Source organism: Pseudonocardia sp. ICBG601 (assembly GCF_020496245.1).
The window spans coordinates 1-21,021 of record NZ_JAHLJA010000041.1 but is presented as its reverse complement, the minus strand read 5'-3'; the positions used below and the strand labels follow the sequence as shown (position 1 = coordinate 21,021).

The following is a 21,021-nucleotide window of genomic DNA, read 5'->3' as shown; positions in this document are numbered from 1 at the left end:
GGCGATCATGGGATCGGGTCAGCGGTGGGTGCGACGGCGGCGGGCCACCTCGGCCAGCACGACGCCGGTGGCGACCGAGGCGTTCAGCGACTCCACCCGGCCGGCCAGGGGGATCGAGACGGTCACGTCGCAGGTCTCACGGACCAGCCGGGACAGTCCCTTGCCCTCCGAGCCGGTGACGATCACCAGCGGCCCGGTGGCCAGGTCGAAGTCGTCGAGGGAGACGTCGCCGTCGGCGGCCAGGCCCGCGACCATCAGCCCGGCGGAGGCGTACTCCTGCAGGGTGCGGGTCAGGTTCGTGGCGCGTGCGACCGGGACCCGGGCCGCGGTGCCCGCCGAGGTCCGCCACGCGACCGCGGTCATGCCGGCGGCGCGCCGCTGCGGCACGACGACGCCGTGCCCGCCGAACGCCCCCACCGACCGGACGACCGCACCCAGGTTGCGCGGGTCGGTCACCCCGTCCAGGGCGACGGCCAGTGCCGGGCGCCCGGAGTGCGCCGCGGCCTCCAGCACGTCGTCGGGGTGGGCGTAGGAGTACGGCGGCACCTGCAGGGCGAGGCCCTGGTGCAGCGCTCCGCCGCTGATCCGGTCGAGGTCGTTGCGCGGCACCTCCAGGATGGAGATGCCCCGCTCCGCCGCCAGTGCGACGGCCTCGGTGACCCGGTCGTCGGCGGACATGCCGGTGGCCACCTGCAGCGCCGTCGCCGGGACGCCCGCCCGCAGGCACTCGACGACCGGGTTGCGCCCGAGCACGGTCTCCGGGGTCTCCCCGTCACCGCGACGGCCCGCGACCGGGCGTCGGCGCTGCTGCTGGGTCCTGGGCGGCACGCCGCGCGCGCGGCCGCCCTCGCCTTCGGGTGGCCGGGGCGCATCTCGGCGGGCGGGGTCGGCCCCTTGCCCTTCAGTGCGCGCCGGGCCTGACCGCCGGAACCGACGACCATGCCCTTCTTGGTGCCTTCCTTGCGGATCGCACCGCGGCGCTTGGAATTGCCTGCCATGAGTTCTACGAGTCCAGTTAAGCGTCTTTGAGAGTCCAGGTGGAGCCGTCGGCGCCGTCCTCGACGGCGATCCCGGCGGCGAGCAGCTCGTCGCGGAGCCGGTCCGCGGTGGCGAAGTCGCGCTCGGCGCGCGCGGCCCGGCGGCGCTCGAGCATCGACTCCACCAGGGTGCCCAGGGCCTGCCGGGCGGCGTCGCCCGACTCCTCGGCCGCACCGCCGGCTGCCAGCGGGTCCAGGCCGAGCACCTCGGTCGTCGCACGGACCGCGGACGCGGTCCGCAGGGCGCCCGCGACGTCCCCGGCGTCGAGGGCGGTGTTGCCCTCGCGCACCAGGGTGTGCACGGTGCCGAGGGCGAGCGGGGTTCCCAGGTCGTCGTCGAGCGCGGCGGTGAACGCGCCGGGCAGCTCCGCCGCGACCTCGGGCAGGCCGTGCCGCTCGCGCACCCGGTGCACGAACGACTCGATCCGCCGGTACGCGGCGACGGCCTCGTCCAGCGCGGCGTCGGAGTACTCGATCGCCGACCGGTAGTGCGGGCCGACCAGGTAGTAGCGCAGCTCGGCCGGGCGGACCCGCTCGAGCAGGTTCTCGATCGCCAGGGTGTTCCCCAGCGACTTCGACATCTTCTCCCCGCCCATGGTGACCCAGGCGTTGTGCAGCCAGTAGCGGGCGAAGCCGTCGCCGGCGCGTGGCTCTGGGCGCGCTCGTTCTCGTGGTGCGGGAAGACCAGGTCCAGGCCTCCGCCGTGGATGTCGAACTCCGGGCCGAGGTAGGCCGTCGCCATCGCCGAGCACTCCAGGTGCCAGCCGGGACGCCCGTTGCCCCAGGGGGTGGGCCAGCTGGGCTCGCCGGGCTTGGCCGCCTTCCACAGCGTGAAGTCCAGCGCGTCGCGCTTGGCGCCGTCCTCGCCCTCACCCTGGTGGACGTCGTCGACGCGCTGACCGGACAGCGCGCCGTAGTCGGGCAGGGTGCGCACGGCGAAGTACACGTCGCCACCCGCGGCGTAGGCGTGACCGCGCTCGATCAGCCGCTCGATCAGCTCGACCATCTGCGTGATGTGCCCGGTCGCCCGGGGCTCCACCGACGGCGGCAGGCAGCCCAGCGCGTCGTACGCGGCGGTGAAGGCCCGCTCGTGGGTGGCCGCCCACTCCCACCACGGACGGCCCGCGGCCTGCGCCTTGCGCAGGATCTTGTCGTCGATGTCAGTGACGTTGCGGACCAGCGTGACGTCGTAGCCGGACCGGGCCAGCCAGCGACGCAGCACGTCGTAGTTCAGGCCCGAGCGGACGTGGCCGATGTGCGGCAGGCCCTGCACCGTCGCCCCACAGACGTACATCGACACGGCTCCGGTCCGCAGCGGCGTGAAGGCACGCTGCTCCCTGGTCGCTGAGTCGAGAAGTCTGAGGCTCACGTCACCAGGGTACGGGCCTCCGATTCGTCCACTACACGCGCGGTGGGGCTGGGGCAAGGTGTCCGGCATGGCTGTTGAGCGGATGTACCCGCGGCTGGTCGTGCACGACGCCGACGCCGCGATCGACTTCTACCTCGCCGCGTTCGGCGCGGAGCTCGTGGAGCGCTACACCGACGGCTCCGGTGCCGTGGTGCACGCCCTGCTGCGGGCCGGTCGGCGCCGAGTGGGCCCTCAAGGACGGCGACGCCGTCGACCCGGCGCCGTCGGGGCCCGGAGCGGTGATCATGGCCCTGGAGGTCGACGACCCGGACGCGGTCGCCGCGGCGATGGTGGCCCACGGCGGCCGCGTGCTGTTCCCGGTGACCGACCACGACTACGGGCAGCGCGCCGGGCGGATCGCCGACCCGTTCGGCCACGCCTGGATGGTGGCGGCCCACACCGGCGACCTGACCCCGAGCAGATCCAGGAGCGGACCGGGCGTCTCTAGCCCACAGCCCTAGCCCGGAGCTCTAGTCCGCAGCGAGCAGCAGCGCCGTCGCGACGGCGGCGCGCCCTCACCGCGTCCGGTCAGCCCCAGCCCGTCGGTGGTCGTGCCGGATACCGACACCGGGCCGCCGACCACCTCCGACAGCACCCGTTCGGCCTCGGCCCGGCGTGTGCCGATCTTGGGGTCGTTCCCGATCACCTGGACGGCGGCGTTGCCGACGGTCCAGCCGTCGCGGGCGAGCAGGCGGCGGACCTCGCCGAGCAGGGTCGCCCCGCTCGCGCCCGTCCACTCCGGACGGCCGGTGCCGAACACCGCGCCCAGGTCGCCCAGCCCGGCCGCGGACAGCAGGGCGTCGCACAGGGCGTGCGCGGCGACGTCGCCGTCGGAGTGTCCGGCGCACCCGTCGGTGCCCGGTCCACAGCAGACCCGCGACCCAGCAGTCGCGGCCCGGCTCGACCGGGTGCACGTCGGTTCCGATCCCGACCCTCATGCGTGTTCCTCGTGCTCGGTGACGCGGCCCGCCCCGGCGAGCAGCAGTTCGGCGATGCGCAGGTCCCACGTGGTGGTGACCTTGAACGCGAGCGGGTCCCCGCGCGACGGTGGCGACCGGCTCGCCGAGCGCCTCGACCAGCCCGGCGTCGTCGGTGCGGGGGTCGGGCGTGCCCGCGTGCGCGCGACGCAGGTCGGCCGCGCGGAATCCCTGCGGGGTCTGCACCGCGCGCAGCTCCGAGCGGTCCACGGTGGACACGACGGTGCCGCCGGCGTCGACCCGCTTGACCGTGTCGGTCACGGGGAGCACCGGGATGACGGCGGGTGCGCCCGCGCGCACGGCGTCGACCACCCGGCGGACGACGTCGGGTGGCGTGAGCGGGCGCGCGGCGTCGTGCACCAGCACGACCTCGGCGTCCGAACCGGTCGCGGCGAGACCCGCCGCGACGGAGGCGGTGCGGACGGCACCACCGGCGACGACGGTCGCCGGGCGTCCGGGCAGCATCGCCGCGGCGTCGTCCACCTGGTCCGCGGGGACGACGACCACCACGTGCCCGACGACGTCGGACGCGAGAAGGCCGTCGACCGCGCGCACCAGCATGGGAACCCCGGCCAGTCCGACGAACGCCTTGGGCACACCTGCACCCAGCCGCACCCCGGAACCGGCCGCGGGAAGCACCGCGACGACACCCGCCCCGGAGGACGGTCCGTGCACGCCGGTCAGGCGTTCGCGGTGGCGAGCACCTCGTCGAGCAGGACCTCGGCCCGCTCCTCGTCGGTGCCCTCGGCCAGCGCGAGTTCACTGACCAGTATCTGCCTCGCCTTGGCCAGCATCCGCTTCTCACCGGCGGACAGGCCCCGGTCCTTCTCTCGCCGCCACAGGTCGCGCACGACCTCGGCGACCTTGTTCACGTCGCCGGACGTGAGCTTCTCCCAGTTCGCCTTGTACCGGCGCGACCAGTTCGTGGGCTCCTCGGTGTGCGGCGCGCGCAACACCTCGAAGACCCGATCCAGTCCCTCCTGGCCCACGACGTCACGAACACCGACCACCTCGACGTTGTCGGCGGGGATGCGCACCGTCAGATCACCCTGCTGGACCTTCAGGACGAGATACTGCACTTCCTCGCCCTTGATCGTCCGGGTCTCGATCGCCTCGATGAGCGCGGCACCGTGGTGCGGGTAGACGACGGTCTCTCCGACCTTGAAAACCATGTGTCCTCTGGCCCCTTTCGCTGCGTCCAGATTAACACGTCGTCAGAGCGGGACGGCGACCGGCTTTCACCGTCGTCGCAGGGCTGCGTCCTCGGAGGTGGTGTACGAGTCCCCCGCTGGTGAACGGCGTGGCGTCGTGATGTGAGACGGCCACCGCGTGATCTTGATGAGTACCGACCAAGGAACTCACCGAGAGGATCACCACGATGGCCGCACCGCACAGTATCGAGCCCGCCGAGCTGTTGGAGCAGCAACTGCAGGGCGCGTCGCCGGATGTGCTGCGTCAGATGATCGCTTCGTTGGCGAACGCGATGATGTCCGCCCAGGCCGACCAGGTCTGTGGCGCGGGCTGGGGCGAGCGCAGCGACGCGCGCACGAACCGGCGCAACGGGTATCGGGCCCGGGAGTGGGACACCCGCGCCGGTACCGTCGAGCTCGCGGTGCCGAAGCTGCGCGAGGGCTCCTACTTCCCGGACTGGCTGCTCACTCATCGTCGCCGCGCCGAGCAGGCCCTGGTCACCGTGGTCGCCACCGCCTACCTGCTCGGGGTGTCGACCCGGCGGGTGGAGCGGCTGGCCGAGCAGCTCGGGGTCAAGTCGCTGTCTCGCTCGCAGGTCTCGGAGATGGCTTCGCACCTCGACGCCCAGGTCACCGCCTTCCGCGAGCGCCCGCTCGATCAAGGGCCCTACACCTTCGTCTGGGTCGACGCTCTCGTCGTGAAGGTCCGCGAGGACGGCCGCGTGGTCAACGTGCACGCGCTCGTGGCGACCGGGGTGAACGCCGACGGGCACCGCGAGATCCTGGGCCTGGACGTCGCAAGCACCGAAGACGGTGCGGGCTGGCTGGCGTTCCTGCGCGGGCTGGTGGCGCGCGGGCTGTCCGGGGTGCAGCTGGTCATCTCCGACGCCCACCCCGGCCTGGTCGCGGCGATCGGCTCGGCGCTGCCCGGCGCGGCCTGGCAGCGGTGTCGCACCCACTACCTGCGCAACCTGCTCACCCGCGTGCCCAAGAGCGCGCAGCCGCACGTGGCCACCCAGGTGCGCACCATCTTCGACCAGGCCGACGCCGACGCCGTGGCCGCGCAGTACAACCGCGTCGTCGAGGCCCTCGAGCCCCGCTTCCGCGAGGCGGCCGAGCACCTCGAGGCGGCCCGGGCCGAGTTACTCGCGTTCACCGCCTACCCGCGTGAGATCTGGCGCCAGATCTGGTCGAACAACCCTCAGGAACGGTTGAACAAGGAGATCCGCCGCCGCACCGACGTCGTCGGGATCTTCCCCGGCCGCGACGCCCTGATCCGCCTCGTCGGCGCCGTCCTGGCCGAGCAGCACGACGAATGGACCGAAGGCCGCCGCTACATGAGCCTGGAACTGCTCGCGAAGTCCCGCATCCGCGTCGTCACCACCGAACCAGCCACGAGCCACGCCGAGCCGGCCGAGACAACCGAGGAACTGACCGCCTAAACTCAACCAAGATCACGCGGAGTCGATCTCATACACCAGCTCCGCGGACGTGGCCTCGTCGCAGGTCAGGGGGTTGACAATGGCGGAGGAACGTGTTCCCCGCGGGCGTGGCGCCCGTCGGGGGCCATCCGGCCACGTGCCGGTCGCCGCCGCGTCACGTCCCGGACCACCGGGTCTTCCGTCCCCGCCGTCCAGTGGGGACGCGGTCGTCACACCCGGGCGCCCGACCGCGCAACCTGTCGGAGCGCGCGACTAGGCTGCCCCCGACAGACCCAGCACGTGCGCCGGGGGCACTTCGGGGCACCGGCAAGGAAGGACACGACGACCGTGAGCCGCACCCGCCGTTCCACCCGGACCCTGGCCGGGGTCGCCGGCGCCGCCGCCCTGACCGGCCTGCTGCTCAGCGGCTGCGGGACCGGGCAGATCTCGCAGACCTCCCGCCAGGTCGCCGCCGTGAACGGCGCCAACGTCACGGTCGGCTCGGTCGACCTGCGCGACGTGCAGATCGCCTACCCGACCACGCCCGCCGGTCCGGACGCGCTGTACCGCCAGGGCGGCGCCGCACCGCTCGTCGCGACCCTGGTCAACACCGCTCCGGTCGCCGACCGCCTGTTGTCGGTCACCTCCCCCGCCGCGGCGTCGGTGCAGATCCAGGGCGACCCGACCATGCCGCAGGACATCGCGCTGGTCTCGCCGGGCAACCTGCAGCTCTCCCCGACCAACGCCAAGCGGGTCCAGCTCGTCGCCGAGGGTCTGACCCGTCCGGTCCCGGCCGGGGCGCAGATCCCGATGACCTTCGTGTTCGAGAAGGCCGGCTCGGTGACCGTCACCGTCCCGACCGGCGTGCCGCACGCCGCGGGCTCGCCGGGGCACGCCCCGGAGCGGGCGTCGTTCGACTCCGAGGAGTCCGGCACCAACGGCGCCGAGACCGGCGTGAACTCCGAGACCGGCGGCCAGGCCGAGGCCCCGCCGGTCGACCGGCCGAACCCGGTCCCGGCCGGTGAGGGCGCCCCCGTCGCGCCCGGCAACGAGGGCAGCGGCGCCGGCGGCGCCGCCGGCAACTGACCCCCCGGTCCCGCGCCGCCCGCTCGGGCGGCTACCGCTGCACCGAGTGCGACCACCGCACGGCGCAGTGGGTGGGGCGTTGTCCGGGCTGCCAGGCCTGGGGCTCGCTGGAGCAGGTCGAGCCGGTGCGCACCGGCGGGGGCGGCCGGACCGTCGTCGCCGGAGCACCCAGCACCCCGGCCCGGCGGATCGCCGAGGTGGAGCTGGACTCCGCCAGGGCCCGGCCGACCGGCGTCGACGAGCTGGACCGGGTGCTCGGTGGCGGGCTCGTCCCGGGCGCGGTGGTCCTGCTGGCCGGTGAGCCGGGCGTCGGCAAGTCGACGCTGCTCCTGGAGGTCGCCGCGCAGGCCGCGGCCCGGTCCCGGGTCCTGTACGTCTCGGGTGAGGAGTCCGCGGGCCAGGTGCGGCTGCGCGCCGAGCGCACCGGCGGTGTCCACGACGAGCTCTACCTCGCCGCCGAGTCCGACCTGGAGTCGGTGCTCGGCCACGTCGACGCGCTGCGGCCGTCGCTGCTGGTGGTGGACTCGATCCAGACCATGTCCACCGCCTCGGTCGACGGCAGCCCCGGCGGGGTGACCCAGACCCGCGCGGTGACCGTGGGTCTGACCGCGCTGGCGAAGGAGCGCGGCCTGGCCGTGCTGCTCGTCGGCCACGTCACCAAGGACGGCGGCATCGCGGGCCCGCGGGTGCTGGAGCACCTGGTCGACGTGGTGCTGCACTTCGAGGGCGACAAGCACTCGGCGCTGCGGATGGTCCGCGGGGTGAAGAACCGGTTCGGCCCGGCCGACGAGGTCGGCTGCTTCGAGCTGCGCGACTCGGGCATCGTCGGCCTCGCCGACCCCTCGGGGCTGTTCCTCGGCCGGTTCGGCCAGGGCGCCGACGCGGTGCAGCCGGGGACCGCGGTGACCGTCGTGATGGACGGGCGACGCCCGCTGCTGGCCGAGGTGCAGGCGCTGGTGGCGGGGGCGAACATCCCGAGCCCGCGCCGGGCGGTGACCGGGCTGGACTCGTCCCGGGTGCCGATGCTGCTCGCCGTCGTCGAGCGGCGGGGCGGGCTCAAGCTGCACGACGCCGAGGTCTACACCGCGACCGTCGGCGGGATGCGGATCACCGAGCCCGCGGCCGACCTCGCGATCGCGCTCGCGGTCGTCTCGGCGAAGCGGGACGCGGCCCTGCCCGCGGACCTCGTCGTGCTGGGCGAGCTCGGGCTGGCCGGCGAGCTGCGCCGGGTGCACGGGGTGGACCGGCGCCTCGCGGAGGCCGCGCGGCTGGGCTTCACCCGGGCGATCGTCCCGACCGGGGCCGAGGTCGGCCGCACCGGCATGCAGATCACCGAGGCCTCGTCGCTGCGCGAGATCATGGCCCGCATCCGCTGAGCCTCAGCTCATGAGCAGCGGGACGGGCTCGCTCACGACCTGGTCGAGCCGGGCCAGGACCCGGTAGCCGCCGGGGCCCACCCGGGTGCGCTCGCCCGCGCAGCCGGGCTCGGAGCCGAGCCCGGTCCAGGTCACGGCGAAGGCCACCGGCTGGCCGGGCACCAGGGTCCGCAGATCGTCCGACGACGGGTTGGAGCAGTCGTTGGACGACCAGAGCTTGGTCGCCCCGTCGCCGCTCCACACCGCGATCTCCTGCTGGGCGCCGTCGAGGTCGCGCACGCAGGGCTGGCCGGAGACGTTGGTGACGACCAGCCGGAGCTCGGGTCGCGCGCCGGCGGGATAGGTCGGCTGCCCCGTCTCGGCGCGCACCTCGATCATCGCGTCGGTGCAGGGCACCGGGCCGGTCGGCGGGGACGGTGCCGCCTGCGGCACCTGCACGGACGGGCGTGGTGTGTCGTCGGGGCGGACCGTCTCGTCCGCCGGGCCCGCGTTCGGGGTCACGGGCCCGGCGGACGTCCCCGCCGCGGCGGCCGGAGGCGTTCCGGGCGCGGCGGGGGCGGGGAGCGGCACGGACGGGGGCGTCCCCGTCCCCGGGGCTGGGGATGCCGGGGACGGGGACGCCGGGGACGGCGCGGGGGCCGCCGTCCCGGTGTCCGATGTGGTCTGCGACGACTGGGGGGTCGTCTGTGCGGCCGTCCCAGTCGGCTCGTCGGAGCCCCGCGGGACCAGCACCCCGGCGGTGAGCCACAGCAGCGCGAAGAGCGCGAGCAGCGCGACGCCGACCGCGCACGCGCGCCGACGCCAGTAGACCGACGCCGGCAGGGGACCCACCGGGTGCATGTCACCGACGGTAGATCTCCGGTTACGCGAAGTCGCCAACGCCGCGCCGGGACCGGACATGTCCGGCGAGGTCCACCCGGCGGGGCTACCCGCGCGTCCCGACCGGGTGAGCACACCGGCGGAACGGTCGCCCGCGCACTCCTCGGACCGACCCGGACGGGGTCGCCGAACCGGATCGCCCGACCCCCGGGCAGGTGACTCGTCGACCTCGGGTGACCGTCGTCGTCCGGCGGTACCGTCCCGACCGGTCCCCGGCGGCGGGGAACCGCCCCGGTCGTGGCGCGCGCCCCGGTGGCGGACGCGGTAGAGGACGTGATCCACATGCCGGGGCCGCGGCGGCCTCCCGCGACGCCGACGCGCCCGACCCGTTCCCCCGGTGGGGTCGTCGCCGGGGCCTGGCCCGGGGCGCGCGACACTGGGGCCGTGGTGGCCGATCTGATCTCCCCGTGGTTCCGGGCGCACGCCCGCGACCTGCCGTGGCGGCGCCCCGAGACCACCCCGTGGGGCGTGCTCGTCAGCGAGTTCATGCTCCAGCAGACCCCGGTCGCGCGGGTCGAGCCGGTCTGGCGGGACTGGATGGAGCGCTGGCCCGCGCCGTCGGCGCTGGCGGCCGCACCGCGCGCGGACGTGCTGCGGGCCTGGGGCAAGCTCGGCTACCCGCGCCGCGCGATCCGGCTGCACGACGCGGCCGCGGCGATCGCGGAGCAGCACGGCGACGCCGTCCCCTCCGACGTCGAGGCGCTCGAAGCCCTGCCGGGCGTCGGCTCCTACACCGCGCGGGCGGTGGCGGCGTTCGGCTTCGGCCTGCGTGCCGCCGTCGTCGACACCAACGTCCGGCGGGTGGTGGCCCGCGCGGTGCACGGACAGGGCGACGCGGGGCCGGCCCGCACCCGGGCCGACCTGGCCGACGTCGACGCACTGCTGCCCGACGACGATGCCGAGGCCGCCGTCGTCTCCGCCGGCCTGATGGAGCTGGGCGCGGTGGTCTGCACCGCCCGCTCGCCGCGCTGCGCGGACTGCCCGGTCGCGGCCCGCTGCGCCTGGGTGGCGGCAGGCCGCCCCGCCTACGACGGCCCGCGCAAGCCGGTCCAGGGCTTCGCCGGCACCGACCGGCAGGTGCGCGGCAGGCTCATGGACGTGTTGCGCACCGCGCACGGGCCGGTCGAGCGGGCCGCGCTGGACGCCGTCTGGTCCGATGCGGGCCAGCGCGACCGGTGCCTGCACTCGCTGCTCGTCGACGGGCTGGCCGAGCAGACCGACGACGGCCGCTTCGCCCTCCCCGTCTGAGCGGCGGCCCCGATGCCCAGCACCGTCCGGTTCCGGCTCGACGACTACGGCGCCGCCGCACTCACCGCGCTGCGCGACCGGCTCGCCGGGGCCGGGATCCCGGTCCCGGCCGGGACGCCGCACGTGACCGTCGCCGCGGCGGGCACGATCCCGCCGACCGCCGTGCGGGAGCTGACCGCCCAGCTGCGGCTGGTCGCGCTGCCGGTGCTGTGGCTGGCCGGTCTCGGTTCGGTCGGCCCGGACGCACCAGAGGTGCTGGCACTGACAGCCGTCACCGACCCCGAGGTGCTGGCCGTGCACACCGCCGTGCACGACGCGCTGGCCGGACGGGTGCGGGGAGCGCACGCCGCACACCTGCCGGGCTCCTGGCTGCCGCACGTGGCGCTGGCGACCGAGCGGCCCGCCGAGGCCTTCGCGCTGCTGCACCCGGTCTCCCCGGTGCGGGCGCGGATCACCGCCGTCGAGCTGCACGACTCACGCACCGGGGAGACGGCGGTCCTCGGAGCGCGGCCGGAGGGCCCCGCCCGTCGCCCCTAGGCTTGCCCCGTGGGGGACGAACAGGACGTGCGGCGGATCGCGCTCGCCCTCGACGGTGTCGTCGAGAACCCGAGCGAGGGGTTCGACTTCCGGGTGCGCGGCAAGGGCTTCGTGTGGTCGTGGCCGGAGCGGGTGCCCGGCAGACGACGGGTGATCAGGACCGACGTCGCGGTGCTGTACGTCGGGGACGAGGCGGAGAAGCAGGCCCTGCTGCTCGGCGAGCCCGACCTGTTCTTCACCGACCCCGGGCACGCACCGTGGCCGCTGGTGCTCGTCCGCCTGGAGCAGGTGGACACCGGCCGGCTGGCCGAGCTGATCGGTGACGCATGGCGCATGCGCGTCGACGAGGCCGGGCAGGGATAACGTGGCGGGCATGGCCATTGTGAAGATCAACGCGATCGAGGTCCCGGAGAACGCGGGCCCCGAGCTGGAGAAGCGGTTCGCGAACCGCCTGCACGCCGTCGACGGGCAGCCCGGCTTCCTCGGGTTCGAGCTGCTGCGCCCGGTGTCCGGTGACGACCGGTACTTCGTCGTGACCCGCTGGGAGACCGAGGAGGACTTCCAGGCCTGGCGCGCGGGGCCGGCCGCCGAGGCGCACGCCGGTGAGCGCTCGCCGCAGCCGGTCGCCAAGGGCGCGTCACTGCTGGAGTTCGAGGTCGTCGACCTGCAGCAGATCGCGGCGGGGTCCTGATCGACCCGCGCCCCGACCCCGGCGAGGTCGCCGCGGCCTTCTCCACCGAGATCGCCGCGGCGGCGCGCCTGGTCCGTGACGCGGACGCCCTGCTGATCACCGCGGGCGCGGGGATGGGCGTGGACTCCGGGCTGCCGGACTTCCGCGGCGGCGAGGGCTTCTGGCGGGCCTACCCGCCCTACGCGCGCCTCGGGCTGCGTTTCGAGGAGCTGGCCGACCCGGAGCACTTCGCCGACGACCCGGAGCTGGCCTGGGGCTTCTACGGCCACCGCCTGCACCTCTACCGGGACACCGTGCCGCACCCCGGGTTCGCGGTGCTGCGCCGCTGGGCCGACCGAATGCCGTCGAACGTGTTCACCTCGAACGTCGACGGCCAGTTCCAGCGGGCGGGCTTCGCCCCGGAGGACGTCGCCGAGGTCCACGGCTCCATCCACCACCTGCAGTGCCTGCGGCTCTGCGGTCACGGCGTGTGGCCCGCCGACGGCGTCGAGGTGCCGGTCGACGAGGCCACCATGCGCGCCGTCGGTGAGCCGCCCCGCTGCCCGGGCTGCGGCGGGCTCGCCCGTCCGGCGATCCTGATGTTCGGCGACGGCGGCTGGGACGACTCCCACGCCGCGACGGCGCTGCAGCGTCACGTGGACTGGCTGGCGGCGCACCGGGCCGGGGTGGTCGTCGTCGAGCTGGGGGCGGGCGGGGCCCTACCCACGGTGCGTCGCCGCTCGGAGCTGGCCTCGGCCGCGACCGGCGCGCTGGTGCGGATCAACGTCCGCGAGCCGCAGGTGCGCCACGGCCGCGGTGTCGGCATCCCGGCCCCCGCCGCCGCGACCCTCGCCGCGATCGACGCCGTCCTCTGACGACACCGCCCTCTGACCGGCCCGCCCGGGCCCGGGCGGGGTGCGGCTCAGGAGGGGACGGCCTTCTGGTCCGGGACGACGATCGCGGGCAGGTCGGCGAGGCCGGCCAGCGCCGCGTCGTGGACCTCGGCCGCCGCGACGGTGCCGTGCACGCCGGGCAGGGCGCGGGTGGCCGTGGCCGCCGCGACGACGGTCGGCACGTAGCCGCCCGAGAACGCGCTGCGCGCGGTGGAGTTCACGCACATGTGCGTCATGAACCCGGCGAGCACGAGGTCCTGGTAGCCCTCCAGCAGCTCCGCCAGCCCGGTGTGGACGAACGCGCTGGGGAAGTTCTTGGTCACCACCGCCTCGCCGTCGCGCGGGGCCACCGAGTCGTGGATGGCGCCGATCGGCGCGGTGACGTCGTACGGGCTGCCCGCACCCGCGTCGTGCCGGACGTGGATGATCCGGGACCCGGCGGAGCGGGCGCGGTCGAGCAGCTCGGCCGCCTCGCCGAGGGCCGGCTCGACGTTCTCGAGCCGCATCACGCCCTCGATGTAGGTGTTCTGCAGGTCGATCATGATGAGTGCGGAGCGGGACAGCGGCGCCGGGTCCGCCGACAGGCCCATCAGTCCGCGCAGGGTGTGCGTCATCGGTGCTCCTCGCCCCGGGTACGACCACGGCCCGGGGCGGGGTGCCCCGGGCCGTGGTGGGTCAGTCCTGCATCGCCCGCCACTCGTCGTCGGTGAACAGCCGCGAGCGGATCAGGAACCGGACGCCCTCCGGCGCCTCGACCGAGAACCCGCTGCCGCGTCCCTTCACGACGTCGACGGTGAGATGCGTGTGCTTCCAGTACTCGTACTGCGACGCCGACATCCAGAAGCCGATCGGCTTCTCCAGTCCCTCGACCCGCAGGTCGCCCAGGTGGACGTCCGAGTTGCCGGTCTTGAAGTCACCGTCCGGGTAGCACATCGGGGCGCTGCCGTCGCAGCACCCACCGGACTGGTGGAACATCAGCGGACCGTGCAGGTCGGTGAGTCTGACCAGCAGATCGGCGGCGGCCGGCGTCAGCGTCACCCGCTCGGTCGAGGTGACACCGACGTCCGGCTCACCCATCAGAAGAAGCCCAGCGCGTTCGGCGAGTAGCTCTGCAGGATGTTCTTGGTCTGCTGGTAGTGGTCCAGCATCATCTTGTGGTTCTCGCGCCCGATGCCGGACTGCTTGTAGCCGCCGAAGGCCGCGTGCGCCGGGTAGGCGTGGTAGTTGTTCACCCACACCCGGCCGGCCTGGATCTCGCGGCCCGCCCGGTACGCGGTGTTCGCGTCGCGGCTCCACACGCCGGCGCCGAGGCCGTAGAGCGTGTCGTTGGCGATCTTCATGGCGTCGTCGTAGTCGGTGAAGCGGGCCACCGAGACGACCGGGCCGAAGATCTCCTCCTGGAAGATCCGCATCTGGTTGTTGCCCTCGAACACGGTCGGCTTGATGTAGTAGCCGCCCGCGAGGTCACCGCCCATCTCGGCCTTCTCGCCACCGGCGAGGACCTTGGCGCCCTCCTGCCGGCCGATGTCGATGTAGGACAGGATCTTCTCGAACTGGTCGTTCGAGGCCTGCGCACCGATCATGGTCTCGGTGTCGAGCGGGTTGCCCTGCTTGATCTGCTCGACCCGCTTGACGGCCTGCTGGAGGAACTCGTCGTAGATGCCGCCCTGGATGAGCGCGCGCGACGGGCAGGTGCAGACCTCGCCCTGGTTGAGGGCGAACATCGCGAAGCCCTCGAGCGCCTTGTCGTAGAAGGCGTCCTGCTGCGAGGCGACGTCGTCGAAGAAGATGTTGGGGCTCTTGCCGCCGAGCTCCAGGGTGACCGGGATCAGGTTCTCCGAGGCGTACTGCATGATCAGCCGGCCGGTGGTGGTCTCACCGGTGAAGGCGATCTTGCGGATGCGCTTGTTCTGCGCCAGCGGCTTGCCTGCCTCGACACCGAAGCCGTTGACGACGTTGACCACGCCCGCGGGAAGCAGGTCGGCGATCAGCTCCAGCAGCACGTGGATCGAGACGGGCGTCTGCTCGGCCGGCTTGAGGACGACCGCGTTGCCGGCGGCGAGCGCCGGGGCCAGCTTCCAGATCGCCATCAGGATCGGGAAGTTCCACGGGATGATCTGGCCGACGACGCCCAGCGGCTCGTGGAAGTGGTAGGCGATGGTGTCGGCGTCGATCTCCGACGACGAGCCCTCCTGCGCCCGGATCGCACCGGCGAAGTAGCGCAGGTGGTCGACGGCGAGCGGGATGTCGGCGGCCAGGGTCTCGCGGCAGGCCTTGCCGTTGTCCCAGGACTCGGCGATCGCGATCAGCTCGAGGTTGGCCTCGACCCGGTCGGCGATCTTGTTCAGGATGTTCGCCCGCTCGCCGGCGGAGGTCTTCCCCCACGCCGGGGCGGCGGCGTGCGCGGCGTCGAGCGCCTTCTCGATGTCCTCGGCGGTGCCCCGGGCGACCTCGGTGAAGTTCTGACCGGTGATCGGGGTCGGGTTCTCGAAGTACTGGCCCTTCACCGGAGCGACGTACTCGCCGCCGATGAAGTGCTCGTAGCGCGGCTTGAAGGAGACGACGCTGCCCGGCTGACCGGGGTTGGCGTAGACGGCCATGAATGGTCCTTCCCTGAGGTGCTTCGTCGAACCGAGGGCGCGGTGCGGAACGCACGTTGCGCGTGACCGCCGACACTAGGAAGGTGGGGGTTTGCACAGAAGTTGCACGCAGATGCGGAACCTCACCCTCCAGTGAGTGCCGATCACGCGGATTCGATTCAGGTAAGGCAAAGCTGACCGTAAGGTGAGGACGTGGCAGCGGAGCACGCGGATCGCCGGGTGTACGAGCGGGCGCGCGACGCCCTGCTCGGCGGCACCCCCGGCACGCACCCCGCCGGGGTCCGGCCCGAGGTCCGCGCCTCCTGGGCCCGCTCGCTGGCCGCGGCGGTCGACCCGGAACGCGCCCGTCCCCCGCACGACTACGACCGCGCCGAGCTCACCGACCGGCGGGCGGCGCACCCCCTCGCGTCCGTGCTGCCGGTACTGCGCGACACGCTGACCGACGCCGCCGAACAGGCCCGGCACATGATGGTCGTGACCGACGGGCGCGGGCGGGTCCTGTGGCGCGAGGGGGCCCGCGCGGTGCTGACCCGCGCCGAGCGGGTCGACCTGGTGGAGGGCACCCGGTGGAGCGAGGACGCCGTCGGCACCAACGCGATGGGCACCGCGCTGGCCGGCGCCGCCCCGGTCCGCATCCACTCCGCCGAGCACCTGGTCAGCGCCTACCCCCGTGGACCTGCGCGGCCGCGCCGGTGCGCGACCCCGCGACGGGCAGGTGGTGGGCACCGTCGACGTCACCGGTCCGGAGGAGACCTTCCACCCGACGACGCTGGCGCTGGTCACCGCGGCCGCGCGGCTGGCCGAACACCGGTTGCTGGCCATCGCCGAGGCCCACGACCGGCGGCTGCGCGAGGAGTACTGGCCGCACCTGACCCGGCTCGGGGGCGCACCGGGCGCGCTGCTGTCCGCGCACGGGCGGGTGCTGGCCGCGTCGCCGGGCAGCGAGTTCCCGGAGCGGATCGCCCTGCCCGACGGCGGGGACCGAGTCGTCGTCGACGGCGTCGTGGTCGGCGGGGCGCCGTGGGCGGCGGGTCCGTCGCGGGGGTGCTGGAGCCGCTGGGCGAGGGCTGGCTGCTGCGGCTGTCCGTGGGCGGGCCCGCGCGGACGGCACTGACCCTGCCGCTGCTCGGGGCGCGGACACCCGTCGTCGCCCGCCGGGACGGGCGCCCGGTGCGCCTGGGCCTGCGCCACGCCGAGGTCCTCGCGCTGCTGGCGCTGCACCCGGAGGGGCTGACCGCCGACCAGCTCGCGGCCGCCCTCTACGGCGACGGCGGCCGCGCCATCACCGTGCGCGCCGAGGTGCACCGACTGCGGCGTGCCGTCGGTGAGGACACGGTGCGGACCCAGCCCTACCGGCTCGTCGCCGACGTCGACGCCGACTTCCTCCGGCTGCGCTCGGCGCTGCGGGAGGGTCGGGTCCGCGACGCCGCGGCCGAGGCCGCCCGTGGGCCGTTGCTGCCGACCTCCGACGCACCGGAGATCCGCCGGGCCCGCGAGCAGCTCGCCGTCGCGGTCCGGTCGGCGCTGCTGCGGGCCGACGACCCGGACGCGCTGTGGACCCTGGTCCGGGCCGGTCGGACCGCGGGCACCGACGACGAGGAGCTGCGCCACCGGCTGCGGGGTCTGCTGCCGTCGTCGGACCCGCGGCGCGACGAGCTCGGCTGAGGGCTCAGCCCGGGATGGTGGTCGGGGATGCCGTCGTCGTCGGTGTCCGGGAGGCGGCGACGCGGATCGAACCGGAGCAGGGCCGTCACCACCGCGACGACGAGTGCGGGCGGGCCGACCGGACGGAGCTCAGGACACCTGGACGGCGTCCACGACGAAGACGAGGGTCTCGTTGGGCGCGATGCCGCGGCCGCCCGGCCCGTACGCCTTGTCCGGCGGGATCACCAGCAGTCGGCGGCCGCCCTCGCGCATGCCGACCACACCTCGTTCCAGCCGTCGATGACCGGGGCGTCGCCAACCTTCTCCAGTGGGAAGGTCTCGCCGCGGAACCAGGAGGCGTCGAGCTCCCGCTTGTCCGACCAGGTCACGAGGTCGTAGTGGGTCTGCACAGTGGAGCCGAGGACGACCTCGGGACCGGTGCCGACCACGAGGTCCTTGCTCAGGAGCTGCGCGGGCGGGGTGCAGGTGTCCGGCACGGTGATCGTCGGCTTGCTGCCGGGGTCCCCCGCCACGCCGATGTCGTCCACCGTGCAGACGGGCGGCGGCGCGGGGGCGGCCGCCGGTGCGGGGGCCGGTTCGGGGGCCGGGGAGGAACAGCCCGCCAGAGCGACGAGCAGGCCGAGGACGGCGAGGGAGCGCATGGAGTCGACCTGAGAGCGTGTTTGGAAATGGTGGGTGTGTCGGGATGGTCGACACGGCTGGGGTGCTCCATCGTGGTCGGCATGCAGGAACGACCGCGCCGGTACCCCTCGGACACCAGTGATGCCCAGTGGGTGGTGATCGAGCCGTTGTTACCGCCGCTCGCGCGGCGGGGGCGGCCTGTTGCTCATGCTCGTCGGGACGTGCTGGACGCGATCTTGTATGTCGTGCGGACCGGGTGTGCCTGGCGGGCGTTGCCGGTGGACTTCCCGCCCTGGCAGACCGTCTACTGGTACTTCAACCAGTGGGAACAGCAGAAGGTCACCGAGAAGATCCTCCCGGTCGTGCGGGGCAGTTTACGTATCGCCGAGGGCCGTGATCCGGAGCCGAGTGCGGGGATCATCGATTCCCAGTCGGTCAAGGGCGCCGACACCGTCGGCCAGGACTCCCGCGGCTACGACGCCGGGAAGAAGACAGGCGGACGGAAACGGTTCATCGTGACCGACACCCTCGGTCTGCTGCTGACCACGATGGTGTGCTCGGCCTCGGTACAGGACCGCGACGGCGCCAAGCCGATCCTGCTCAACCTCTACCTGCGCACCAGGGTGCGGTTCGTCTACGCCGACGCCGGCTTCGCCGGGCGACTGCTCGACTGGGCCGCCACGATCCTGCAGACAACGATCGAGATCATCCGCAAGCCACCCGAGCAGCGCGGATTCACCGTCCTCCCACGAAGGTGGGTGGTCGAACGGACCCTGGCCTGGCTCACCGCACACCGACGCCTGGCCCGAGACTACGAACGCCACCCCACCACATCCGAAGCCATGATCCGCTGGGCCGCGATCAACACCATCACCCGCCGCATCGCCCGTGGATACCCCGCCACCGCCAGCAGAAACACACGACACCCTCAACCCACTAGAATTTCAAACACGCTCTGAGGGAGGGCGAGAATGACGGCCGTGGACACCCCGGCACGGATCGACCGCTTCGACGAGCTGGTGGAGCGCGCGCGGGCGCTCACGCCGGACGACGACGGGCGCTGCTGGGCATCGCGGGCTCGCCCGGGGCCGGGAAGACGACCGTCGCACTGGCCCTGGTCCGCGCGCTCGCCACCGCGCCCCCGGCCGGGCTCGGCCCGGGCGGGTCGCCCACGTCCCGATGGACGGCTACCACCTCGCCGACGTCGAGCTGGACCGGCTGGGCCGCCGTCACCGCAAGGGCGCCCCGGACACCTCGACGCCGACGGCTACGCCGCACTGCTCGCCCGCCTGCGGGCCACCCCCCACCGACGGCGCGGGCCCCGTGTACGCCCCGGCGTTCGACCGGGAGATCGAGCAGCCCGTGGCCGGGTCGATCCCGGTGCACCCGGAGTGCCTCCTCGTGGTCAGCGAGGGGCAACTACCTGCTGCTCGACACCCCCACCTGGCGGGCGGTGCGGGCGGGTTCGACGCGGTGTGGTTCCACGAGACCGACGAGTGCTCCGGCTGGAACGCCTGGTCGCCCGGCACGTGCACTTCGGCAAGACCCCGGAGGCGGCGCGGGCCTGGGTGGAACGGACGACGAGCCGAACGCCCGCCTGGTCGAGGCCTCCCGGGGCCGGGCCGACCTGGTCGTCGCGCTGCGCTCGGCGTAGACCCCGCACACGACGGCGGGCCGCCCCGGGAACTCCCGGGACGGCCCGCCGTCGTCGTGCGTGGGTCCTGCTACTCCTCGCCGGCCAGCGCGGTCGGCGGGGAGTCCGGCACCGGCTCGGACGCCTTGCGCTCACCGCGGAAGGTGAACTTGGCCTTGTCCGACCAGGCGTTGGAGCCCTCCTCCGCGGAGGTGTCGAGGCCCTCGACGTCGACGATGACGATCTGTCCGGCCTCGATCTCGCCGAACAGGATCTTCTCCGACAGCTGGTCCTCGATCTCCCGCTGGATCGTCTCGGCGCAGCGGCCGGGCGCCCAGGACGGGGTCGACCCGCGGTGGGCCAGCAGCTTCTTGGCGTTGTCGGTGAGCTCGATGCCCATGTCCTTGTTCGCCAGCTGCTTTCCACCCGCCCGATCATCAGGTCGACCATCTGGATGATCTGTTCCTGGTTGAGCTGGTGGGGAAGACGATGATGTCGTCGATGCGGTTGAGGAACTCCGGCCTGAAGTGCTTCTTCAGCTCGTCGTTGACCTTCGTCTTCATCCGCCTCGTAGTTCGACTTCTCGTCGCCGCCGGAGGAGAAGCCCAGCCCCACGGCCTTCGAGATGTCCTGGGTGCCCGGTTCGAGGTGAAGATCAGCACGTGTTCTTGAAGTCGACCGTGCGACCTGGCCGTCGGTGAGACGGCCGTCCTCGAGCACCTGCAGGAGCGTGTTGTAGATCTCCTGGTGCGCCTCTCGATCTCGTCGAACAGCACCACCGAGAACGGCTTGCGTCGCACTTCTCGGTGAGCTGGCCGCCCTCCTCGTAGCCGACGTTACCGGGAGGGGCACGAACAGCCGCGAGGCGGTGTAGCGGTCGGGAACTCACCCATGTCGATCTGGATGAGGGCGTCGTCCTCGCCGAACAGAAGTTCGCGAGCGCCTTGGACAGCTCGGTCTTACCGACACCGGACGGGCCGGCGAAGATGAACGAGCCGGACGGGCGCGCTTCGGGTCCTTCAGACCGGCGCGGGTACGACGGATCGCCTGCGAGACGGAGCGGACCGCGTCCTCATGGCCGATGATCCGCTTGTGGACCTCGTCCTCCATCTTGAGCAAGACGGGTCGTCTCCTTCCTCGGTCAGCTTGAAACACCGGGATGCCGGTCCAGTTCCCCAGCACCTCGGCGATCTGCTCGCCGTCGACCTCCGCGACGACGTCGAGGTCGCCCCGACTTCCACTGCTTCTCGCGCTCGGCCTTCTCGCCGAGCAGGTGTTTCTCCTGTCGCGCAGGTGCGCGGCCCGCTCGAAGTCCTGCGCGTCGATCGCCGACCTTGTCCCGGGGGACGTTCGCGATCTCTCGTCGAACTGCCCGCAGGTCCGGCGGAGCGGTCATCCGGCGGATGCGCATCCGGGCGCGCGGCCTCGTCGATCAAGTCGATCGCCTTGTCGGCAGGAAGCGGTCGTTGATGTAGCGGTCGGCCAGCGTCGCCGCCGAGGTCAAGCGCGTCGTCGGTGATCGTGACGCGGTGGTGCGCCTCGTACCGGTCACGCAGCCCGCGCAGGATCTCGATCGTGTGCTCGACCGACGGCTCGGACACCTGGATCGGCTGGAAGCGGCGCTCCAGCGCGGGGTCCTTCTCGACGTACTTGCGGTACTCGTCGAGCGTCGTCGCACCGATGGTCTGCAGCTCGCCGCGGGCCAGCATCGGCTTGAGGATCGAGGCGGCGTCGATCGCGCCCTCGGCGGCACCCGCACCCACCAGGGTGTGGATCTCGT

Annotated in this window: 23 protein-coding genes and 5 pseudogenes; 12 read left to right on the top strand and 16 right to left on the bottom strand. The window is 73.4% G+C overall.

Annotated features, from left to right (window positions below; all coding sequences use genetic code 11):
• Nucleotides 1–18 precede the first annotated feature (18 nt).
• The 3 genes and pseudogenes from rlmB to KPL57_RS66535 all read right to left on the bottom strand — a co-directional run.
• Nucleotides 19–998 (bottom strand): annotated as a pseudogene (rlmB, locus tag KPL57_RS15235) (23S rRNA (guanosine(2251)-2'-O)-methyltransferase RlmB).
• A 17-nt stretch (nucleotides 999–1,015) separates the two neighbouring features.
• Nucleotides 1,016–1,513, bottom strand: coding sequence for a DALR domain-containing protein (locus KPL57_RS66540; protein WP_374203726.1), 498 nt, complete (start codon nucleotides 1,511–1,513; stop codon nucleotides 1,016–1,018).
• A gap of 24 nt (nucleotides 1,514–1,537) precedes the next feature.
• A pseudogene (locus KPL57_RS66535) lies at nucleotides 1,538–2,331 on the bottom strand (cysteine--tRNA ligase); the annotation flags it as partial.
• On the opposite strand from KPL57_RS66535, the pseudogene KPL57_RS72190 reads away from it, so the two are divergent.
• Nucleotides 2,291–2,906 (top strand): annotated as a pseudogene (locus KPL57_RS72190) (VOC family protein). The pseudogenes KPL57_RS66535 and KPL57_RS72190 sit on opposite strands and share 41 nt — an antisense overlap.
• A 9-nt stretch (nucleotides 2,907–2,915) precedes the next feature.
• On the opposite strand, the pseudogene ispF reads toward KPL57_RS72190, so the two are convergent.
• From ispF to KPL57_RS15210, 3 genes and pseudogenes are all read right to left on the bottom strand, one after another.
• A pseudogene (gene ispF, locus KPL57_RS15220) lies at nucleotides 2,916–3,383 on the bottom strand (2-C-methyl-D-erythritol 2,4-cyclodiphosphate synthase).
• A pseudogene (gene ispD, locus KPL57_RS15215) lies at nucleotides 3,380–4,097 on the bottom strand (2-C-methyl-D-erythritol 4-phosphate cytidylyltransferase). The pseudogenes ispF and ispD overlap by 4 nt, the downstream one beginning before the upstream one ends.
• Nucleotides 4,098–4,102: 5 nt before the next feature.
• Nucleotides 4,103–4,594, bottom strand: a complete 492-nt coding sequence (locus KPL57_RS15210) for a CarD family transcriptional regulator (RefSeq protein ID WP_020625956.1) — start codon at nucleotides 4,592–4,594, stop codon at nucleotides 4,103–4,105.
• Nucleotides 4,595–4,800: 206 nt separating this feature from the next.
• On the opposite strand from KPL57_RS15210, the gene KPL57_RS15205 reads away from it, so the two are divergent.
• From KPL57_RS15205 to radA, 3 genes are all read left to right on the top strand, one after another.
• The gene (locus tag KPL57_RS15205; RefSeq protein WP_226352117.1) at nucleotides 4,801–6,054 is read left to right on the top strand and encodes an IS256 family transposase; all 1,254 of its coding nucleotides are present in this window, start codon (nucleotides 4,801–4,803) and stop codon (nucleotides 6,052–6,054) included.
• A gap of 327 nt (nucleotides 6,055–6,381) precedes the next feature.
• Entirely contained in the window at nucleotides 6,382–7,119 is a 738-nt protein-coding gene (locus tag KPL57_RS15200; protein WP_226352116.1) for a copper chaperone PCu(A)C, read from the top strand.
• Entirely contained in the window at nucleotides 7,116–8,495 is a 1,380-nt protein-coding gene (gene radA / locus KPL57_RS15195; RefSeq protein ID WP_075309695.1) for a DNA repair protein RadA, read from the top strand. Before KPL57_RS15200 ends, radA begins: the two co-directional genes overlap by 4 nt.
• Nucleotides 8,496–8,498: 3 nt before the next feature.
• Here the strand turns inward: radA and KPL57_RS15190 are convergent, their stop codons facing one another.
• Nucleotides 8,499–9,335: a hypothetical protein gene (locus tag KPL57_RS15190; protein ID WP_226352115.1), complete on the bottom strand. Its 837-nt coding sequence runs from the start codon at nucleotides 9,333–9,335 to the stop codon at nucleotides 8,499–8,501.
• A gap of 423 nt (nucleotides 9,336–9,758) precedes the next feature.
• Here KPL57_RS15190 and KPL57_RS15185 point away from each other — a divergent pair, with 423 nt between their 5' ends.
• The 5 genes from KPL57_RS15185 to KPL57_RS15165 all read left to right on the top strand — a co-directional run bounded on the left by KPL57_RS15185 (nucleotide 9,759) and on the right by KPL57_RS15165 (nucleotide 12,704).
• The gene (locus tag KPL57_RS15185) at nucleotides 9,759–10,622 is read left to right on the top strand and encodes an A/G-specific adenine glycosylase (RefSeq protein ID WP_226352114.1); all 864 of its coding nucleotides are present in this window, start codon (nucleotides 9,759–9,761) and stop codon (nucleotides 10,620–10,622) included.
• Nucleotides 10,623–10,634: 12 nt separating this feature from the next.
• Nucleotides 10,635–11,159 carry a 2'-5' RNA ligase family protein gene (locus KPL57_RS15180; protein ID WP_226352113.1) on the top strand — a complete coding sequence of 175 codons (525 nt, stop codon included), beginning with the start codon at nucleotides 10,635–10,637 and terminating at the stop codon, nucleotides 11,157–11,159.
• 9 nt (nucleotides 11,160–11,168) lie between these two features.
• A complete protein-coding gene (locus KPL57_RS15175) occupies nucleotides 11,169–11,522 on the top strand; it encodes an MmcQ/YjbR family DNA-binding protein (protein WP_226352112.1) in 354 nt (117 codons plus the stop codon).
• A 10-nt stretch (nucleotides 11,523–11,532) separates the two neighbouring features.
• Nucleotides 11,533–11,850, top strand: a complete 318-nt coding sequence (locus KPL57_RS15170) for an antibiotic biosynthesis monooxygenase (protein WP_075312689.1) — start codon at nucleotides 11,533–11,535, stop codon at nucleotides 11,848–11,850.
• A 113-nt stretch (nucleotides 11,851–11,963) separates the two neighbouring features.
• Nucleotides 11,964–12,704: a Sir2 family NAD-dependent protein deacetylase gene (locus KPL57_RS15165; RefSeq protein ID WP_226352111.1), complete on the top strand. Its 741-nt coding sequence runs from the start codon at nucleotides 11,964–11,966 to the stop codon at nucleotides 12,702–12,704.
• A 47-nt stretch (nucleotides 12,705–12,751) separates the two neighbouring features.
• On the opposite strand, the gene KPL57_RS15160 is transcribed toward KPL57_RS15165, so the two are convergent.
• From KPL57_RS15160 to KPL57_RS15150, 3 genes are all read right to left on the bottom strand, one after another.
• Nucleotides 12,752–13,336 carry a cysteine hydrolase family protein gene (locus tag KPL57_RS15160; RefSeq protein ID WP_226352110.1) on the bottom strand — a complete coding sequence of 195 codons (585 nt, stop codon included), beginning with the start codon at nucleotides 13,334–13,336 and terminating at the stop codon, nucleotides 12,752–12,754.
• Between the two features lie 61 nt (nucleotides 13,337–13,397).
• Nucleotides 13,398–13,799, bottom strand: a complete 402-nt coding sequence (locus KPL57_RS15155) for a DUF779 domain-containing protein (protein ID WP_060714052.1) — start codon at nucleotides 13,797–13,799, stop codon at nucleotides 13,398–13,400.
• Nucleotides 13,799–15,322 (bottom strand): aldehyde dehydrogenase family protein, encoded by a 1,524-nt coding sequence (locus KPL57_RS15150; RefSeq protein WP_226352109.1) that lies wholly within the window; start codon nucleotides 15,320–15,322, stop codon nucleotides 13,799–13,801. The genes KPL57_RS15155 and KPL57_RS15150 overlap by 1 nt, the downstream gene beginning before the upstream one ends.
• A 670-nt stretch (nucleotides 15,323–15,992) precedes the next feature.
• On the opposite strand from KPL57_RS15150, the gene KPL57_RS15145 reads away from it, so the two are divergent.
• Together KPL57_RS15145 and KPL57_RS15140 are read left to right on the top strand one after the other, a co-directional pair.
• Nucleotides 15,993–16,436 (top strand): hypothetical protein, encoded by a 444-nt coding sequence (locus tag KPL57_RS15145; RefSeq protein ID WP_226352108.1) that lies wholly within the window; start codon nucleotides 15,993–15,995, stop codon nucleotides 16,434–16,436.
• Complete coding sequence (locus tag KPL57_RS15140; protein ID WP_226352107.1) at nucleotides 16,367–16,987, top strand: helix-turn-helix domain-containing protein; 621 nt, start codon at nucleotides 16,367–16,369, stop codon at nucleotides 16,985–16,987. Before KPL57_RS15145 ends, KPL57_RS15140 begins: the two co-directional genes overlap by 70 nt.
• A gap of 129 nt (nucleotides 16,988–17,116) precedes the next feature.
• Here KPL57_RS15140 and KPL57_RS15135 read toward each other — a convergent pair whose 3' ends face one another.
• On the bottom strand, nucleotides 17,117–17,239 hold the full coding sequence (locus KPL57_RS15135; RefSeq protein WP_264198145.1) for an FKBP-type peptidyl-prolyl cis-trans isomerase: 123 nt from the start codon (nucleotides 17,237–17,239) through the stop codon (nucleotides 17,117–17,119).
• Nucleotides 17,209–17,628, bottom strand: coding sequence for an FKBP-type peptidyl-prolyl cis-trans isomerase (locus KPL57_RS15130; RefSeq protein ID WP_226352106.1), 420 nt, complete (start codon nucleotides 17,626–17,628; stop codon nucleotides 17,209–17,211). Before KPL57_RS15130 ends, KPL57_RS15135 begins: the two co-directional genes overlap by 31 nt.
• An 81-nt stretch (nucleotides 17,629–17,709) precedes the next feature.
• Here KPL57_RS15130 and KPL57_RS15125 point away from each other — a divergent pair, with 81 nt between their 5' ends.
• Nucleotides 17,710–18,567, top strand: a complete 858-nt coding sequence (locus KPL57_RS15125) for an IS5 family transposase (protein ID WP_226352126.1) — start codon at nucleotides 17,710–17,712, stop codon at nucleotides 18,565–18,567.
• A gap of 765 nt (nucleotides 18,568–19,332) precedes the next feature.
• Here KPL57_RS15125 and KPL57_RS15120 read toward each other — a convergent pair.
• The 4 genes from KPL57_RS15120 to KPL57_RS72180 form a co-directional block, all read right to left on the bottom strand.
• Nucleotides 19,333–19,641 carry a hypothetical protein gene (locus KPL57_RS15120; RefSeq protein ID WP_264198144.1) on the bottom strand — a complete coding sequence of 103 codons (309 nt, stop codon included), beginning with the start codon at nucleotides 19,639–19,641 and terminating at the stop codon, nucleotides 19,333–19,335.
• A gap of 37 nt (nucleotides 19,642–19,678) precedes the next feature.
• Nucleotides 19,679–19,903: an AAA family ATPase gene (locus KPL57_RS66530; protein WP_374203722.1), complete on the bottom strand. Its 225-nt coding sequence runs from the start codon at nucleotides 19,901–19,903 to the stop codon at nucleotides 19,679–19,681.
• Complete coding sequence (locus KPL57_RS72185) at nucleotides 19,897–20,193, bottom strand: hypothetical protein (protein ID WP_374203725.1); 297 nt, start codon at nucleotides 20,191–20,193, stop codon at nucleotides 19,897–19,899. Before KPL57_RS72185 ends, KPL57_RS66530 begins: the two co-directional genes overlap by 7 nt.
• A 67-nt stretch (nucleotides 20,194–20,260) precedes the next feature.
• On the bottom strand, nucleotides 20,261–20,950 hold the full coding sequence (locus KPL57_RS72180) for a hypothetical protein (RefSeq protein ID WP_226352124.1): 690 nt from the start codon (nucleotides 20,948–20,950) through the stop codon (nucleotides 20,261–20,263).
• Between the last annotated feature and the right edge of the window lie 71 nt (nucleotides 20,951–21,021).